This is a genomic window from Nonomuraea bangladeshensis (assembly GCF_039529455.1).
Taxonomy (GTDB): domain Bacteria; phylum Actinomycetota; class Actinomycetes; order Streptosporangiales; family Streptosporangiaceae; genus Nonomuraea; species Nonomuraea bangladeshensis.
The window spans coordinates 1-14,390 of sequence record NZ_BAAAMV010000017.1 but is presented as its reverse complement, the minus strand read 5'-3'; the positions used below and the strand labels follow the sequence as shown (position 1 = coordinate 14,390).

Genomic DNA, 14,390 nt, shown 5'->3' with positions numbered 1-14,390 from the left:
GACTAGATTGCATGCCAGCCATGCCTGACACGAATGCCTTCGACGCCGCCACGCTCCGCCTCTTCGACGAGGTCGCGCGGAGCGGATCCTTCACGGCCGCCGCCGAGCTGCTCGGCTACACCCAGTCCGCGGTCTCGCGCCGCGTCGCCGCGCTCGAACGGGCCGCCGGCGGGCCGCTGTTCGAACGGCTGGCCCGCGGCGTCCGGCTCACCCCGGCGGGGGCCGCGCTGCACCGGCACGCCGTCGCCGTGCTCGACCGGCTGGAGCGGGCCGGGGAGGAGCTGGCCGCCCTGCACGCGGGCCGGGGCGGCACGCTGCGGCTCGGCGCGTTCGCCACGGCGAACGTGGACCTGGTGCCAGGCACGCTCAGGCGCTTCGCCGCCCGCCGCCCCGACGTCGAGCTGCGCCTGGTCGAAGGGCTGACCACCAAGCTGCTGGAGCGCCTGCGCGCCGGGGCGCTGGACGCCGCCGTCATCAGCGACTACCCGGCGGGGCTGCCCGCCGCGGACGCGGGCCGCCTGGTGCCGCTGCGTGAGGACCGGCTGCTGGTCGCCCTGCCCGCCGGGCACCGGCTGGCCGCCGAGGCCGAGGTGGACCTGCGCGACCTGGCGGGGGAGACGTGGATCGAGGCCGCCCCGCGCGGCCAGCCGACGCTGCTGCTCGCCGCGTGCGCCGCCGCCGGGTTCGCGCCGCGCGGCGGGCTGCGGGTGGCCGAGTGGACCGGCAAGTTCGGCTTCGTCGCCGCCGGGCTCGGCGTGACGCTCGTGCCCGAGCTGGCGGCCCGCGCCGTACCGGCCGGGCTGGTGCTGCGGCCCCTGCGCGGGCAGGCCCCCGCCCGCAGGGTGTACGCGGCCCTGCCGGACGACCCCCTCCCCGCCGCACTGGAATTCGTCCAACTCCTGGAAGAATGGGAAGCGTGTACGGATTCGCCCACTTAGGTCATATGTTGGCCACCGGGCTACGGGACGTGACCTCCGACCTCGCCGCGCTCGACGGCGAGGGCTGGTGGGCTGTCGTCGTGGACTACGAGGGCAAGGTGACGTGCGCCCGCTTCGACCAGGTGCGCCCTGCGCCGCTGCCCCGCCCCGCCGTTCCTTGGCACGGTCCAAAGCCGGATGAGTGGCGCAGTTCGCTCGACCGTGACGCCTACGAGAGCGGCGTGCGCGCCATCCGCGCCCTCATCGAGCGGGGCGAGGTCTACCAGGCCAACCTGTGCCGCGTGCTGACCGCTCCGCTGCCGTCCACCGCCGACCCGCTCGCCCTGGCCGTACGGCTCGCCGAGGGCAACCCCGCCCCGTACGGCGGCGTGGTCCGCGTCCCCGGCCTCAGCGTGGTGACCGCCTCGCCCGAGCTCTACCTCGCGCGCGACGGCGACGTCGTCGAGTCTCGGCCGATCAAGGGCACCGGCGTCACCGCCGCCGACCTGCTGCCGAAGGACCACGCCGAGAACGTGATGATCGTCGACCTGGTCCGCAACGACCTCGGCCAGGTGGCGGCCGTCGGCTCGGTCGAGGTCCCGGAGCTGTGCGTGGTCGAGGAGCACCCCGGACTGGTCCACCTCGTCTCGACCGTACGCGCCCGGCTCGCGCCCGGAGCCGGCTGGCCGGAGCTGTTCGCCGCGACGTTCCCGCCGGGCTCGGTCACGGGAGCCCCCAAATCGTCCGCGCTGCGCATCATCAACGAGCTCGAACCCGCACCTCGGGGCCCGTACTGTGGCACGGTGGGCTGGGTCGACGCCGACCGACGCAGGGCGGCGCTGGCCGTCGGCATCAGGACCTTCCAGATCTCGGCAGGCGAGATCCGGTTCGGCACGGGAGCGGGCATCACCTGGGGCAGCGATCCCCGGCGCGAATGGCTCGAGACCGAGCTCAAAGCAGCCAGGCTCATAGCCCTGGCATCCACAGGAGGAAACGCATGAACATCCCTGTCTGGGTCAACGGGGAGCTGATCGACCCCGCGCAGGCCACCGTCTCGGTCTTCGACCACGGGCTCATGGTCGGCGACGGCGTCTTCGAGACCATCAAGCTCGTGCACGGCCGGTCGTTCGCGCTCACCCGGCACCTCGACCGGCTCAGGCTCTCGGCCCAGCGCATGGACCTGCCCGAGCCGGACGTCGCCGCCATCGCCGACGGCATCGGCCGCCTCCTGGAGCACGCCCCCGACTGGGCGCTCGGCCGCATCCGCGTCACCTACACCAGCGGCCCCGGCCCCCTCGGCTCCGACCGCGGTAACGAGGGCACCACGACGGTCGTCATCGTGGACGAGCAGAAGCCGTTCCCCGCCACCGCGAACGTCACCGTCGTCCCCTGGCCGCGCAACGAGCGCGGCGCGCTCTCCGGCGTCAAGAGCACCTCCTACGGCGACAACGCCAAGGCCCTCCTCTACGCCAAGAAGCGCGGCGGTGGCGAGGCCGTCTTCGGCAACCTCGCCGGCAACCTGTGCGAGGGCACCGGTTCCAACGTCTTCCTCGTCCTCGACGGGCGCCTGGTCACCCCCACCCTGGAGGCCGGCTGCCTGGCCGGCGTGACCCGCGGGCTGGTGCTGGAGTGGTTCGGCGGCGAGGAGACCGACGTCCCGCTGTCGGCCCTGTACGAGGCCGAGGAGGCGTTCCTGACCTCCACCACGCGCGACGTGCAGCCGATCAAGCTCGTGGACGACACCGAGCTGCCGATCGCCCCCGGCCCGATCACCAGCAAGGCCATGCGGGTCTTCGCCGAGCGTTCGGCCTCCGACCTGGACCCGTGACCGGCGTACGCCTCTGACGAGCTCCGGCCGCGCGTCGGCGCGGCCGGAGCCGGAGCTCAGTAGCTCTTTTGGGTCTGGACGTTGAAGTCGTCCATCTTGACCTTCTTGGCGGGGTTCGTGAGCGGGTCGTCGATCTCCAGGACGTCCAGGCCCTCCATGATGTCGCTGGAGTAGATGTAGCCGTTGTAGTAGTAGGCCGACCAGGAGCCCGCGATGGTCGGCGGCTCGTGCGGGCCGCGCTCGAAGAAGCCGATCTCCTTCGGGGCGGAGGAGTCGGTGAAGTCCCAGACGGACACGCCGCCCTGATACCACGCCTGGACCATGACGTCCTTGCCCGGCACCGGGATCAGCGAGCCGTTGTGGGCCACGCAGTTCTCGTCCTGCTGCTGCTCACGGTCGATCTTGAAGTAGCCGCGCAGCTCCAGTTTGCCGTTCACCAGGTCGTACACCGCGTTCGCGCCCTTGGTGCGCGGCGTGTTGCGGTCGCAGGTGGCCTGGCCGCCGCCGCCGAGCTCGTCGCTGAAGACGACCTTGGTCGCGTCGTTGTTGAACGTCGCCGAGTGCCAGATCGAGAAGTTCTCGGTGTCGGTGAGCTGCTGGAGCACCTTCGGCCGTACCGGGTCGGCGATGTCGAGCAGCACGCCGTCGCCGAAGCAGGCGGCCGCGGCCAGCTTCTTCTCCGGGTAGGCGGTGATGTCGTGGCAGCCCGAGAGCATCTCGTCGTGCTGGCGCTCGGGGAAGATGTCGGGCTTGGCCACCACCCGCGCCGACTGCGGCGCCCCCATCGGGATCTCCACGATCTGGATCAGCTCGTGGGGCGGCGGGCAGGTCCGCGACTCCGGCTCGGGGCCGGGGGAGGAGACGTAGACGTACAACGTCTCGCCGGCGGGCACCATCGTGTGCGTGTGCGAGCCGCAGTCGGTCGCGACGGCGCCGACGTAGCGCGGGCTGGCCTTGTCGCTCACGTCGAAGATGCGCAGCCCTTCCCAGGCCGGCTCGTCGTCGTCCGCGTCGCACTCCGGGCCGGAGACCGGCTCGTCCACGGACAGGATCAGCAGGTTCCGGTAGATCGACACGTCGTTCTGCTGGCCCGGACAGGCCACCTGGGTGACGGTCTTGGGGTTCTTCGGATCGCTGATGTCATAGATGGCGAAACCGCCGAAGTTGCCCTGGAAGGCATAGTCGCCCTGGAAGGCGAGGTCGGTGTTGATGTCGTCCCGTCCGTCGAACGGGGCGGTCCTCGGCACCTGCGCGACCTGTTTGATGTTGTCGCTGGTCGTGACGCCGTCCCCGGACGGGGATCGGCCCCCTGGAGCGCTGGTCTCCTGCTGGGAGGTGTCCGAGCTCGCCGGCTCCCCTGAGGCCGACGGGCCGCCCGCGCACGCGGCGGTCAGCAGCAGCATCGCCGCGACAGACACCGCTCCGCGCAGCTTGGCAGAGATCAACGCGCATTCCCCTTTGTCTCGTAGCTCACTATGGAAGGTATGTCAGCAGGTTCGCGGCCGTGTACGGCATTCATCACAGTTAAGGAGCTTTTGGCGCTCGCCGCCTGCGCCCTCCTGGCCGTCTCCTGCGGGGCCGAGCCCGTACGGCAGCCGTCCGCGATCGGCACGGACGCGCCCGTCATCGTGCCCGGCAGCCCCGGCGCGCCCGCGCGGACCGCGACGCCGGGGGAGCGGGTGGGCCGGACGCCGCAGCCGACCGTGGCCGCCGACGTGCGCTTCGCGGAGGGGATGATCCCGCACCACCGGCAGGCGCTGGAGATGACCTCACTGGTCGAGGAGCGCACGACGACGAACGTCGTCCGCAGGGTGGCCCGCGCGATCACCGCCGCCCAGACCCCCGAGATCAGGGCGATGACGAGCTGGCTCGCGGACCTGGGCCGCCAGGCCCCCGCCGGGCACGACCACACCTCCACGGGCCCCGGCTACGGGATGGCCTCGGAAGAGGAGCTGAACGCGCTGCGGGCCGCCCGCGGCCACGTCTTCGACCGCCTGTTCCTCCAGCTCATGACCCGCCACCACGAGGGCGCCGTGAAGATGGCGGAGGAGGAGCTGGCCGGCGGCCGTGACCACCGCATGCGCCTGCTCGCCAAGGACGTCTACTCGGGACAGAGCATCGAGATCGCCCGCATGCGCGCGGCCATGAAGTCCCTGCCGCCCGCGTGAGCCGGCACGCGAAAGGGGCGGGCCCGTCAGGCGGGCCCGCCCCTTTCGCGGTTCTGTCGTCTAATGGCTCAGGACGGCCACAACATGTTGGTCAGCTCGGCGTCGAGGTCCATGAAGTCGGTCTCACGCCCCGCCGGCACCTTCTCGTAGGTGCGGTGCAGGAACTCCGTCAGCGGCGCCAGCGGCACCTCGAACAGGGCCTGGCCGAACGGCGACGTGAGGCTGATGTGAAGCGTGCGCTCACCGTCGGCCCGCGCGGGCCACACCTGCACGTCTCCGTCGCCGACACGTCTGACGATGCCCACGGTCAGCAACTCGCGGGCGAAGATCCACTCGACCGGTTCGTCATTCCCTACGTGGAAGGCCATGCGGATGGCGTAAGGGTCGTCGGCTGTGTAACTCAGTCCGGCGAGCAGGGGGACGGTTGTACGGTCGGGGACCACAAGCCGAAGGCCAAGCTCGGCGGAGACGGTGGTGCTGTTCATCGTCAGCCAAACCTTTTCGTCGTAGGTCCCCTCTTCGGGGCTTTCACTGCTCTGACGGACTTCGTCCTGAGCTATGACGCGGAACGAAGAAACCCGTAGGAAAGATTCCGCCCCAGGGGCCTTCTGTAACGCACATCACAGCTGGACATTCAGGCATCTACCAGGCTAAACGGCACCAATCAGGGTCGCATTTGCAAGGGTTTTGCGTGCTGTCGAGCCTGCCCCGGAACGGCCGACCATGAACGTTTCTCAAGAAAGATCGCGACCGCCCACTTCCGGGACACGACGATGGTATGTCACCGACCCCACTCGTCGGTGGGCAACCGCCGCCTTTCACCCTGAATCCCTCCGCCGCAACCGCCGGACACCCCCGCAACCCGCCTGACACCCGCCCCCCCGACCGCCCCCCGACCGCTTCGCTTCGCCAGCAGGTGCCGGAGTGCGGTATGGTTTTCCCCGTCGGCACCGCGAGGGACCGGCAGGAGGGCGATTAGCTCAGCGGGAGAGCGCTTCGTTCACACCGAAGAGGTCACTGGTTCGATCCCAGTATCGCCCACCAGGCGGAACACTCCCAGGGGAGATCATCTCCTGGGAGTTTTTGCCATCTAGGGGACATCGTGCGTTGCACGTGCGTGATCATTTCGAGCGGACCACGCACGCCGCACCGCGTCGTGCGCCCCCGGCATCAGATGGGCGTAACGCTGCGTAGTTCGCGGGTCCTCGTGACCCAGCAGCATCTGTACTTCGTAAAGGCTGACGCTGGCTTGCACCAACCACGACGCTGCGGTGTGTCGCATCACATGCGGCGGCCAGCGCGGGATCCTGTGCGCCTTCACATCGCAGTAGTCCGGCCGGCAGCCCGGCGGCTCGTCCGCCCACGGCGAATCCTGCGACGGCCGGTGCCCGCACGTGCGCGCCCGCTCCACCCCGGCGTACCAGACACGGTCCCGGAGTTGCCGTCGTCGATCGGGCCGCCCTCCGGCGCCGGGAACACCAGTCCGGGGCACGGCCCGCGGCCGGGCCGCACGGTGCCGTCCTGCAGCACGGTCGGGCAGGTGCACTCCGCCGTCCACGCTGTCGGCGACACCAGCGGCTCCAGATGGGCCATCACCGGCGGCGGCACCAGCACGATCCGATGGCTCATCTGGCTCTTGGGATACGGCCTCAGCCCGTGCCTGGTCATCGCGTGCACGACCGCGATCTGGTGCCGGATCACGTCCACCTGGTCGGCGTGCAGCCCGAAGATCTCGCCCTGCCGGAGCCCGACGTCCATGCCGAGCTCGACCAGCAGCCGCGACCGCGCCCCAGACCTGGCCTCCACTGCCGCGTAGAGGGCGTCGGCCTGACGGTGCTCGTAGAACTTGACTTCCCCCGGTTCGATCTTCGGGAGGGGGAGCTTCTCGAACGGGTTGTGGTCGACGAGCGGTGGCCGCTGCTCCATCGCCGCCTTGTAGAGGGCGGTCATGACGAACACGATGTCGTGGATGGTCCGCGGCGCCAGCAGCGGCGCCGGAGCGTCCCGCTTCCTGCTGGCGTTGCGGCGCCGCTTGGACCGCAACTGCTTGGCCCAAGCGACGGCTTCCTCCCGTTTGACCGCGTTCACCGGCCAGTCCCCCAGACGGGTTCGCAGTGCGTCGTCCACAGCGACGACTGCTTGTCCAGAGTGGACAGCTCGCCGCCGCCCAGGTTGACGCATTTGCGTACCAGTCCCGGATCGGGATCTCGCCGGCGCGCGGATCGTGGGCCTCGCCGCGCGCGTACTTGGCCTCCAACTCTTTGGCCCATGCCTGGACCACCGACTTGAGCTTGTTCGTCTTGGTGACGCGCTTGCCGTCGGGCTTGTAGACGGTGGCCTGCCAGGACCTCGAGGGAAGGCGCCGGTAGGAGGCCATCACGCGCCTCCAGGAGAGCATGTCGCGGCGGCATGCCGATGGCCAGTGTGGTGAACCATCAGGGGCTCCTATCGGCGCAGGAGGCACACGTCGACGCCGAGGCCGCCCAGCTTCACGTTCAGGTCGACGACGCCGCGGCAGTCGTTCGCCGCGGCGGTGGGCTGCCGCTCCGGCTCCGGTTCTGGTGCCCGGGTGGGTGGCGGGGTCGTGCGGGGCCGCTCCACTGTAGGGGTCGCGCGTGGCCGCTGGCTGGCCGTTGCCCTGCTTGTCTCGCGAGTGGCGGCGCTGCGGGCCGCCTCCCGAGCAAGTTCGCGTAAGGCCTCGCGCGTCTGCGGGCCGGCTGGCTGCTGGCTTGCGTGGGACGTCGGCGGGGGCGGCGTTCAGGCGTCGCTGACGGCCTCCGTGAACGCTCAGGGCCGCTGCCGTCCAGGGCGGGCCACTGCGTCCGGGAGGCTGCCTCTGGGCGGCTGCGAACCGCCTCCGCGGCGCCGTCCGGCTGCCGGATGCGGGTGGCAGCGGCCGGTGGTGGCGTGCCGCGGCCGTCCGGCGTCGTCGCCGGCGTAGTCGGGGGCATCGGAGAGAACGCGAGCGTGGTGGCGAAGGTAGGTGCCGAGTGCATGATTCCAACCGTGTGGGTGACGGTCACCATCGCCGCCGGGCGTCTGCCGCCGTCCTCAACCCCGCCGAACGCGAGCGCGGTCGCGATGCCGACCGCCGCCACGGTGCCGGCACCGGCGACCGCTGCTGTCGCCCTCGGCGAGTCCAGCGCGACATCCTAATTTTTGCTGGCGCCGCGATCGAACATGAGGGCCAGCAGCGGCACGGGGGCGAGTTCACGCAGGCCTTGCCGGAACGGTTCGAGCGCCTGGTGGATGGCGTCGTCGCGGGCTTGGCCGCGCAGCGCGGCATCAACCTCGACGATGATCGTGCGGTTGGGGTCGTCATCGGGTTCGTGGCGGGCGATGGCGGGCGCGGGCGCGTTGGTGATCCCCCGGACCTCGTAGGCCCGGATGCGGTGGCGTCCCATGTCAGTCCTCGCGTTTGCCGTAATGGCCGACGATGTTGCGCCACGTCTCGTACGGGTTGTCGAACCCTTCGGGTGGGGCGACGACGATGGGCCGTCCGCCGACGTCCATGAGGATGGGCCGCATGCCGCTGGAGGTGACGCTCATGGCGTGGATCACCTCGGGTGGCGGTGCGAGTGGCCGGCCGAGCTCGGCCTGGTAGGCGCGGGCCATGTCCATCAGGTGGCCGATGAGCTGCTCGGCTTTTTCAAGCTGGCCTTGGGCGTTTTCGAGTTCTTGCGCGACTTGCATGAGGCGGCGCCCCATGAAGTGGGGGTCGTTCCAGGCGGTTTCGGGGATGGCTCGCACGTTGTCGAGTTCGTAACGTAATGCCTGGATGGTCTCGTTGATCTGCGGGGTGTTTTCTGTTTTCTCCTTGTGGTTGACGTCGCCGTTGATCGCCGTTCACCCCCTGGTGCTGCCCGGTGCGCGCCCCAACCGCGTACGGGTTTGCCCTGTTGCTGTGCGTTTGTGAGGACCCCGCGCTCTAGAGCCTGTACGGAGTTGAGATCAGAGGGATTGCCTGCGGTATGGCCGGTGGCCCTGGTAGGCCGTCGAACATGGCGCGTGGGGATCTCACCGACGAAGAATGGTCCTTGATCGAGCATCACTTACCGCTGGGCGAGCGGGGCCCGATCCCGGATCTGCGACGGCTGTTCAACGCGGTGATGTGGCGGTTTCGTACCGGCAGCCCCTGGCGTGACCTGCCGGAGGAGTACGGGCCATGGTCCACCGCCTACGACCGGTTCCGCTCCTGGGCGCGGGACGGCGTGTTCGAGCAGCTGATGCAAGCCGTGATCAGCGAGGCCACAGCCCGGGGACAGGCCGACCTCGACCTGGTCAGCGTCGATTCCACCACCGCCCGCGCCCACCATCATGCCGCCGGGATGGTCTTGGACGGTGAGCTGAGCGCAGCCCTGGAAGAAGCCGTCGAGCAGGAAAGGGGGCTACGCCAAAGGGGCAAAACGCCCCCGACGGCAACCCCGGCGACGGGGAGAGCAGGGACAACGACAACGGGGACGACGAGAGGGACGAACGGCGACGGCTGCGACGCCGATACCGGTTCCGGCTGAAGGCCGCCAAGCTGGGCCGCTCCCGGGGCGGGTTGACCAGCAAGGTGCATCTGGCGGCCGATGGTCGATGCCGTCCGCTGTCCTTCGCTCTGACCGCCGGCCAGGCCGGAGACAGCCCACAGTTCCGCGCCGTGCTGGAGCGCATCAAGGTCCGACTACCGATCGGCCGTCCGCGCACCCGGCCGGGCGCGGTGGCCGCAGACAAGGCCTACTCTTCTCGAGGCAACCGCGCCTACCTGCGTCGACCCCGGATCAAGGCGGTCATCCCGGAGAAGGCCGACCAGGCGGCCAATCGCCCCTCGGCCTCGCCTCCGCCGCCTACCAAACCTGGGGGTCAGCCGCGACCGCCGCTGCTACCTAGCGCCCGGCCGCATGGTCGACATCGGCGACCGGCGCATCCACCTGTGGGTCGAAGGAGAAGGCCGGTCGCCCGTCGTACTCATACCGGCGCTCGGCGACTCCTCGACCGAACTCGCAGTGCTACTGCCGGAGCTCGCCGAGGAGGCCACGACCGTCGTCTTCGACCGTGCCGGCCTCGGCTGGAGCGACCTCGTGCGGAACCCGCTCGCGCACCTCAACGCTGCTCACGACCTGCACGAGGCGCTTCACCGCGCCGGCATCGCTCCGCCACACGTCCTCGCCGGCCACTCCCTGGGCGGGTTCGTCGTCTACAGGTTCGCCGCCGCCTACCGGGACGAGGTGGCCGGCGTCGTGCTGCTCGACGCCAGTCACCCCGAACAGCATCGTCGCCTGCCCGGCTACCATAACTACACGATCAGGAACGCGGCCCGTCGCCGCGTCCGGTGGTTCGGGCTGCGTCGCCTCGCCCGAGACGTCGGGCTCGCGGACATCTCGGTGGAGGGGGTGAGCCGATTGAGTGGGCGTCAGAAGGAACAACACCTTGAACGGTCACCAGTGCACCCGCTCTGACGCGGCAGGTGAGGAGCCGTGGCGCTGCCCCGACTGCGGCATGCTGTGGGAAGCACTCCCGCAACAACCGGCCGAGCACGCCGAGCCTCCGGCGCCTGCTCAGTGGGAGCCGGACTCCCCACCATGGGCAGAACAACCCTTACCCAAGGGCGGAGTGGCCGTCGCGGTCGCCCTCGTCAGCATCGTCGTCCTTCCACTATTCCTGCAAGACTGGCAGCCCGCCCTCGCCGCCGTGCTGGCCGTGCTGGGGCTGATAATCCTTGCCGGATGGTTCTGGCTGATCGTCCGAAAGTGAGACAATCGCGGACAGAACACGAACGCCTGCATGCGCGATACTCTCCGTGAACGCGAAAGCGGCCCTCCGCCGCCTACGGAGAGCCGCCCTCGACGGCCCGGAGACCGCTAGCATCCAGCTACAAGCGCCTGCTCGGTATGAGGAGGAAACGTGAAACTAGTCACGCCAGCCGACACAACCGAGCGGACCTACCGAGGGCGAACCAAAGTCGATGGACGAGGTGCAGCCGAGGTCATTGACGTCCTGCCAGGAAATCCCGAATGGCAAGACCTGAAAAATGCTCATCAGCAGCATCAGGTTCTACGCGAACTCTACCTGAATACGGTCTCTGCGGACCTACCTGCCGATACGTTCACGTGGGGGTACTCCGGAAACGGGCCTCTCGCGACCTCCGAAGCCATCCTCTCCGATGCGCTTGGTCAGGTGCCAGCACGGGACATGGTTCATGACTTCTGCCGAGAGGTCGTGTCTCAGCTAGGCATATATGGACGAGACCCATGGCTCCTGGACTGGCATCTGGTCGTCCGCTGGGCGCAAGCATGGCAGACGAAGCAGACATGATCCTTTTGGCGCTGGACGGACCGGAGGCCAGAGACCACGTCATCCAGTGCGCCGCATGTAAGCACCGGTGAAGTCACAAGTCGTGATCAAGGTTTGGCGTGGCGAAGTAGGAGTTCCCAGCTACTAGATCATGGCGGCAGGCCCAGTTAATGTGCGAACAAGCGTTCCAATTATCCTGGAGAGAGCCTATGCACCTGCCATCCATCAGCCGACGCCTGACCATCTTATGCGCCACCCTCCTGCTCACAGCCGGCCTCGCCGTCTCGCAAGCGACCACCGCCACAGCCGCCGACTCCATCACCGACCTCAACCTCGGTGACGTCCAGGGCTCCGGCGACACGGCCGCCGCCGGCGGCAAGGTCTTCATCGCCGTAGAGGACCGCATCGTCGTCGCCAGCAGCCAAGGCGTACCGACCGGCGCCATCACCGGCCTGGCCGAGCCGTGGGGGCTCGCCTCCAGCGCCGACGGCACCCGCCTTTACGCGGCTCTGCGCGGCTCACACGAACTGGCCGAGATCGACACCGCCACCCTCGCCATCACCCGGCGGATCGACCTCACCGCCTACCCGTGCCCGTCCCGGTTGGAACGATCAGCGGACCGGCTCTGGGTCTCCTACGGATGCCCGGCCGTGTGGGGCGGCGGCGTTCTCAGCCTCGACATGTCCGAGACAACACCCCAGCCGGTACCTCTGCCGATAAGCCAGACCTCGGGCGCCTCGGTGATCGCCGCCGCCGCCAACACGCTGCTCGTGGCGGAGAACACCCGCCCGCAGGTGTACGACCTCCAGAACGGCACCCCCGCCTTGCGCGGCGTCATCGACACCGACGACCTGGAGATCGCACACGGCTGGGAAGACCTCGCCATCACCGCAGACGGCACCAAGGTGTACGCAACGCCCGGCTCCATCAACGACTTTGAAGCGTGGGATCTGACCACCTTGTCCCTCATCCGCTCCTACGGGCGGGAAGAGGGCATCTACAACTACCGCGCGATTGCCGTCAGTCCGGATGGGACACGTGTCGCGGCCAGCCACGGCTTCGGCGGGGAGGAAAAGCCGGTGGCATTGTTCGACACCGCCACCGGGGCGAAGATCGAGACCTTTGCGGCATCACTTCACGACGTGCTCCGCGGAAGTTTCACCTTCTCGGGCACGGACTTGTTCGCCGTGACCGAGGCGTGGTCCGACGTCCGCCACTCCTACTTGTGGCGGATGCATGGCGCCCTCCTGCCGGTATGCAAGCTCACCCTGACCGGCCCGGCCGCGGCGAGAAAATACAGCACCGCCACGTTCACCGGTCGGCTGACCGAGCCCGACGGGTCAGATCCCACGGTCCGGCAGCTCGCCGTGAGCTTCCGCGAGATGGGGCAGGTTACGACACTGCCGGACGTCACCACGAACGCGGACGGCACGTTCACCTTCACCCACGTCCCGTACACCAGCGGGAACCTGACCTACATCGTCTACCGTGAGAACACGCCGGACACCCGAAGCTGCACAGCGTCCACCCGCGTGTCCGTCCGGAGCTAGTGACCGGCGGCTGAAACGTTGCTGATCGTCTAGCCCGAGACGCGAAAGCGGCTCTCCGCCCCAACGGAGAGCCGCTCCGACCCCACTTCAGACCCTCACCCACCACACGTTGCGACTAGTAGTACTTTGTTAGGTCTGCCGGTGACGATTGCGGCGTAGCGGTTGTAATCGTTGATGGCAGGTCGGGCATGCGCCGGTCCAGGTGGCGAGCAGCAACTGCAGCTCGTAGACGACCTTGTAGAGGGTCAGACCGGCGCAGCCGCTTTTGGGTCGCCTCGCAGCGTGGTCAGGAACAGGTGTGCGGCGGTGACGAGGGTGACGTGGCGGTGCCAGCCGGTCCAGGAGCGGCCTTCGAAGTGGTCCAGGCCGAGGCCGGTTTTCAGCTCGCGGTAGTCGTGTTCGATCCGCCATCGGATCTTGGCATAGCGGACCAGGTCGGCCAGGCCGGTGGTGGCGGGCAGGCTGGACAGCCAGTACTTGACCGCCTCAGGCTTACCTGCAGGCCACTGCGCGATCAGCCACCTTTCCGGCAGGGTGCCGTCCGCCTCGCGGGCGATGCGGTGCCCGGCCGGACGTACCCGCAGGAAGACGAACGCCGACGTCATCGCTCCTTTGGAGCCTTCTCGCCACGTGATCGGGACCGCAGCGGCGGGGCAGGCGGCCTGGATGTGCGCGGCCAGGCTGATGGGGGTGGCGAGATAGCGGGGCTCGGCCCGCCTCGGTGGCCGGCCTCGCCCCGACCAGGTCCGCGGCACCGGCCGCGCGTCCGGCAAGTGGGCCAGGGCATCACCTTTGACCTGCACGACATAGCCGATGCCGCGCTCGTCCAGTGCGCCGCGTAACGGGCTGCTGTCGCCGTAGCCAGCATCGGCGACCAGCAGCGGCGGCTGTAACCCCTGCCCAGCGAGCGCATCGAGCATCTCCACGGCCATCTGCCACTTCGAGCGATGACGCTCCCCATCCGGGATACCGCACCGTTCGCGCCGCGCCAGCACCTGTGCGCGCACCTCGCCCTCGGCGGCCTGCTCGTCCCACGACGACGGCACGAACAGGGCCCAATCCAGCGGGCAAGAGGCGGTGTCGGTGACGGCGTGCACGCTGACCCCGATCTGGCAGTTGGCCGCCTTGCCGAGCGTGCCGGAGTACTGCCGCGCTACGCACGGCGAACCCTTCCCGTCCTTGGGGAAGCCAGTATCGTCGATCACCCACGCCGTCGGCCGCACGACCTCCACCGCCCGCCGGGCCAGCCTGGCCCGCACCGCGCGTGTGTCCCAGGTCGAGGACGTCACGGGGGCTCGCCCCGAAGTGTGGACACCGGTCGTTATGCGGCGAGCAGCACCCTATCGACGGTCTGCTGCTCGTAGTCGATCGGACTGAGGTAGCCGAGGGCGGAGTGTCTCCTTCGGGTGTTGTAGCGGGTGATCCATCTGAAGACGGCCAGGCGGGCCTCACGTGGCGAGGACCAGCGCTTGGCTCCCTGCAGCGTCTCGCGTTTCAAGGTCGCGTTGAACGATTCCGCCGCGGCGCTGGTCCCGACGGCTCCCATGGATTGGCGCACCCCGAGTTCGGCGCAGACCCTGGCGAACTCGGCCGAGGTGTACTGGGCTCCATGATCGGCATGGAAGATCGCTCCGGCCAGGCTGCTGCG

17 protein-coding genes, 1 tRNA gene and 1 pseudogene are annotated in these 14,390 nt (G+C 69.1%); 11 read left to right on the top strand and 8 right to left on the bottom strand.

Annotated elements, in window-relative coordinates; all coding sequences use genetic code 11:
- Positions 1 to 20: 20 nt before the first annotated feature.
- Genes ABD292_RS43085 through ABD292_RS43075 form a run of 3 tightly spaced genes read left to right on the top strand, consistent with a single transcriptional unit; the run spans position 21 to position 2,745 of the window.
- Positions 21 to 938, top strand: a complete 918-nt coding sequence (locus ABD292_RS43085) for a LysR family transcriptional regulator (protein WP_344218125.1) — start codon at positions 21 to 23, stop codon at positions 936 to 938.
- Positions 908 to 1,918: a chorismate-binding protein gene (locus tag ABD292_RS43080; protein ID WP_344218123.1), complete on the top strand. Its 1,011-nt coding sequence runs from the start codon at positions 908 to 910 to the stop codon at positions 1,916 to 1,918. Before ABD292_RS43085 ends, ABD292_RS43080 begins: the two co-directional genes overlap by 31 nt.
- Positions 1,915 to 2,745: an aminotransferase class IV gene (locus ABD292_RS43075; RefSeq protein WP_344218121.1), complete on the top strand. Its 831-nt coding sequence runs from the start codon at positions 1,915 to 1,917 to the stop codon at positions 2,743 to 2,745. Before ABD292_RS43080 ends, ABD292_RS43075 begins: the two co-directional genes overlap by 4 nt.
- Before the next feature lie 56 nt (positions 2,746 to 2,801).
- Here ABD292_RS43075 and ABD292_RS43070 read toward each other — a convergent pair whose 3' ends face one another.
- The gene (locus ABD292_RS43070) at positions 2,802 to 4,190 is read right to left on the bottom strand and encodes an LVIVD repeat-containing protein (RefSeq protein ID WP_344218119.1); all 1,389 of its coding nucleotides are present in this window, start codon (positions 4,188 to 4,190) and stop codon (positions 2,802 to 2,804) included.
- Positions 4,191 to 4,280: 90 nt separating this feature from the next.
- On the opposite strand from ABD292_RS43070, the gene ABD292_RS43065 reads away from it, so the two are divergent.
- Positions 4,281 to 4,913 carry a DUF305 domain-containing protein gene (locus ABD292_RS43065; RefSeq protein WP_344218117.1) on the top strand — a complete coding sequence of 211 codons (633 nt, stop codon included), beginning with the start codon at positions 4,281 to 4,283 and terminating at the stop codon, positions 4,911 to 4,913.
- A gap of 68 nt (positions 4,914 to 4,981) precedes the next feature.
- On the opposite strand, the gene ABD292_RS43060 is transcribed toward ABD292_RS43065, so the two are convergent.
- Positions 4,982 to 5,398 (bottom strand): SsgA family sporulation/cell division regulator, encoded by a 417-nt coding sequence (locus ABD292_RS43060; protein WP_020547189.1) that lies wholly within the window; start codon positions 5,396 to 5,398, stop codon positions 4,982 to 4,984.
- Between the two features lie 484 nt (positions 5,399 to 5,882).
- Between ABD292_RS43060 and ABD292_RS43055 the strand changes: the two genes are divergently transcribed.
- Positions 5,883 to 5,957 (top strand) — tRNA-Val (locus ABD292_RS43055).
- A 46-nt stretch (positions 5,958 to 6,003) separates the two neighbouring features.
- Here the strand turns inward: ABD292_RS43055 and ABD292_RS49135 are convergent.
- Together ABD292_RS49135 and ABD292_RS43050 are read right to left on the bottom strand one after the other, a co-directional pair.
- A complete protein-coding gene (locus ABD292_RS49135) occupies positions 6,004 to 6,234 on the bottom strand; it encodes a tyrosine-type recombinase/integrase (protein ID WP_425565247.1) in 231 nt (76 codons plus the stop codon).
- Entirely contained in the window at positions 6,231 to 7,040 is an 810-nt protein-coding gene (locus ABD292_RS43050) for a hypothetical protein (RefSeq protein ID WP_344218115.1), read from the bottom strand. The genes ABD292_RS49135 and ABD292_RS43050 overlap by 4 nt, the downstream gene beginning before the upstream one ends.
- A gap of 867 nt (positions 7,041 to 7,907) precedes the next feature.
- Here ABD292_RS43050 and ABD292_RS43045 point away from each other — a divergent pair.
- A complete protein-coding gene (locus ABD292_RS43045; RefSeq protein WP_344218113.1) occupies positions 7,908 to 8,069 on the top strand; it encodes a hypothetical protein in 162 nt (53 codons plus the stop codon).
- Here ABD292_RS43045 and ABD292_RS43040 read toward each other — a convergent pair.
- The gene (locus ABD292_RS43040; RefSeq protein ID WP_344218111.1) at positions 8,066 to 8,317 is read right to left on the bottom strand and encodes a hypothetical protein; all 252 of its coding nucleotides are present in this window, start codon (positions 8,315 to 8,317) and stop codon (positions 8,066 to 8,068) included. The genes ABD292_RS43045 and ABD292_RS43040 overlap by 4 nt on opposite strands.
- A gap of 1 nt (position 8,318) precedes the next feature.
- Positions 8,319 to 8,663, bottom strand: a complete 345-nt coding sequence (locus ABD292_RS43035; protein WP_344218109.1) for a hypothetical protein — start codon at positions 8,661 to 8,663, stop codon at positions 8,319 to 8,321.
- A gap of 251 nt (positions 8,664 to 8,914) precedes the next feature.
- Here ABD292_RS43035 and ABD292_RS43030 point away from each other — a divergent pair.
- The 5 genes and pseudogenes from ABD292_RS43030 to ABD292_RS43015 all read left to right on the top strand — a co-directional run.
- Positions 8,915 to 9,747: pseudogene (locus ABD292_RS43030) on the top strand (IS5 family transposase); the annotation flags it as partial.
- Positions 9,748 to 9,799: 52 nt separating this feature from the next.
- Positions 9,800 to 10,357, top strand: coding sequence for an alpha/beta fold hydrolase (locus tag ABD292_RS43025; protein WP_344218107.1), 558 nt, complete (start codon positions 9,800 to 9,802; stop codon positions 10,355 to 10,357).
- A gap of 154 nt (positions 10,358 to 10,511) precedes the next feature.
- Positions 10,512 to 10,652 (top strand): hypothetical protein, encoded by a 141-nt coding sequence (locus ABD292_RS43020; protein ID WP_344218105.1) that lies wholly within the window; start codon positions 10,512 to 10,514, stop codon positions 10,650 to 10,652.
- Between the two features lie 150 nt (positions 10,653 to 10,802).
- Positions 10,803 to 11,213, top strand: coding sequence for a DUF6166 domain-containing protein (locus ABD292_RS49130; RefSeq protein WP_425565246.1), 411 nt, complete (start codon positions 10,803 to 10,805; stop codon positions 11,211 to 11,213).
- Positions 11,214 to 11,362: 149 nt separating this feature from the next.
- On the top strand, positions 11,363 to 12,742 hold the full coding sequence (locus tag ABD292_RS43015) for a hypothetical protein (protein ID WP_344218103.1): 1,380 nt from the start codon (positions 11,363 to 11,365) through the stop codon (positions 12,740 to 12,742).
- A 245-nt stretch (positions 12,743 to 12,987) separates the two neighbouring features.
- On the opposite strand, the gene ABD292_RS43010 is transcribed toward ABD292_RS43015, so the two are convergent.
- The gene (locus ABD292_RS43010) at positions 12,988 to 14,067 is read right to left on the bottom strand and encodes an IS701 family transposase (RefSeq protein WP_425565248.1); all 1,080 of its coding nucleotides are present in this window, start codon (positions 14,065 to 14,067) and stop codon (positions 12,988 to 12,990) included.
- Positions 14,064 to 14,390: integrase core domain-containing protein (locus tag ABD292_RS43005; protein ID WP_344218099.1), on the bottom strand; the 327-nt coding region annotated here is incomplete at its 5' end. The genes ABD292_RS43010 and ABD292_RS43005, both read right to left, overlap by 4 nt.

Coding starts and splice junctions, on each gene's coding strand:
- ABD292_RS43085 (WP_344218125.1), top strand. CDS start 21: ATGCCTGACACGAATGCCTTCGACGCCGCCACGCTCCGCCTCTTCGAC.
- ABD292_RS43080 (WP_344218123.1), top strand. CDS start 908: ATGGGAAGCGTGTACGGATTCGCCCACTTAGGTCATATGTTGGCCACC.
- ABD292_RS43075 (WP_344218121.1), top strand. CDS start 1,915: ATGAACATCCCTGTCTGGGTCAACGGGGAGCTGATCGACCCCGCGCAG.
- ABD292_RS43060 (WP_020547189.1), bottom strand. CDS start 5,398: ATGAACAGCACCACCGTCTCCGCCGAGCTTGGCCTTCGGCTTGTGGTC.
- ABD292_RS43045 (WP_344218113.1), top strand. CDS start 7,908: ATGATTCCAACCGTGTGGGTGACGGTCACCATCGCCGCCGGGCGTCTG.
- ABD292_RS43040 (WP_344218111.1), bottom strand. CDS start 8,317: ATGGGACGCCACCGCATCCGGGCCTACGAGGTCCGGGGGATCACCAAC.
- ABD292_RS43025 (WP_344218107.1), top strand. CDS start 9,800: ATGGTCGACATCGGCGACCGGCGCATCCACCTGTGGGTCGAAGGAGAA.
- ABD292_RS43015 (WP_344218103.1), top strand. CDS start 11,363: ATGTGCGAACAAGCGTTCCAATTATCCTGGAGAGAGCCTATGCACCTG.